At 61.8% G+C, this 1,187-nt stretch carries 1 protein-coding gene; it reads left to right on the top strand.

All coding sequences use genetic code 11. From position 1 onward, the window contains the following. Positions 1–1,187: elongation factor Tu (tuf, locus tag ACEWQ0_RS00220; protein WP_476484139.1), on the top strand; the 1,187-nt coding region annotated here is incomplete at its 3' end.

The following is a 1,187-nucleotide window of genomic DNA, read 5'->3' on the forward strand; positions in this document are numbered from 1 at the left end:
ATGTCCAAGGCAAAGTTTGAACGCACCAAGCCGCACGTCAACGTGGGCACGATCGGTCACGTTGACCACGGCAAGACGACGCTGACGGCGGCGCTGACGAAGGTGAGCGCTGAAGCGCGTGGTGGTGAGGCTCGCGCCTACGACCAGATCGACAACGCGCCGGAAGAGCGCGAGCGCGGTATCACGATTGCCTCGGCTCATGTCGAATACGAGTCGGACAACCGTCACTATGCCCACGTGGACTGCCCGGGTCACGCCGACTACGTGAAGAACATGATCACTGGTGCGGCGCAGATGGACGGTGCCATTCTTGTGGTTTCCGCTGCTGACGGCCCGATGCCGCAGACGCGCGAGCACATTCTTCTGGCTCGTCAGGTGGGTGTGCCGGCGATTCTTGTTTACATGAACAAGGCCGACATGGTTGACGACGCCGAGCTGCTCGAGCTGGTGGAGATGGAAGTTCGCGAGCTGCTCAGCGACTATGATTTTCCGGGCGACGACACGCCGGTGATTACCGGTTCGGCTCTGAAGGCGCTGGAAGGCGACGACAGTGATATTGGTGTGCCCTCGATTCTCAAGCTGATCGAGGCGATGGACGAATACATTGCCGAGCCCGAGCGCGATCTGGACAAGGATTTCCTGATGCCGATCGAGGACGTGTTCTCGATTTCGGGTCGCGGTACGGTGGTGACCGGTCGCGTCGAGCGCGGCGTGGTTCACGTTGGCGACGACATCGAGATTGTGGGTGTTCACGACACCACCAAGACGACCTGCACGGGCGTCGAGATGTTCCGCAAGCTGCTTGACCAGGGTCAGGCCGGTGACAACGTGGGCGTGCTGCTGCGCGGCACCAAGCGTGAGGACGTCGAGCGTGGTCAGGTTCTGGCCAAGCCCGGCTCGATCACGCCGCACACCACGTTCGAAGCCGAGGTGTATGTGCTGAGCAAGGACGAAGGCGGTCGCCACACCCCGTTTTTCCAGGGTTATCGTCCGCAGTTCTACCTGCGCACCACCGACGTGACCGGTGACTGCCAGCTGCCGGAAGGCACCGAGATGGTGATGCCCGGCGACAACGTGCAGATGACCGTCAAGCTGATTGCGCCGATCGCCATGGAAGAGGGTCTGCGCTTCGCCATTCGCGAAGGCGGCCGTACCGTGGGTGCCGGCGTGGTGTCGAAAATCATCGA

This window comes from Wenzhouxiangella sp. YN9, from assembly GCF_056324165.1.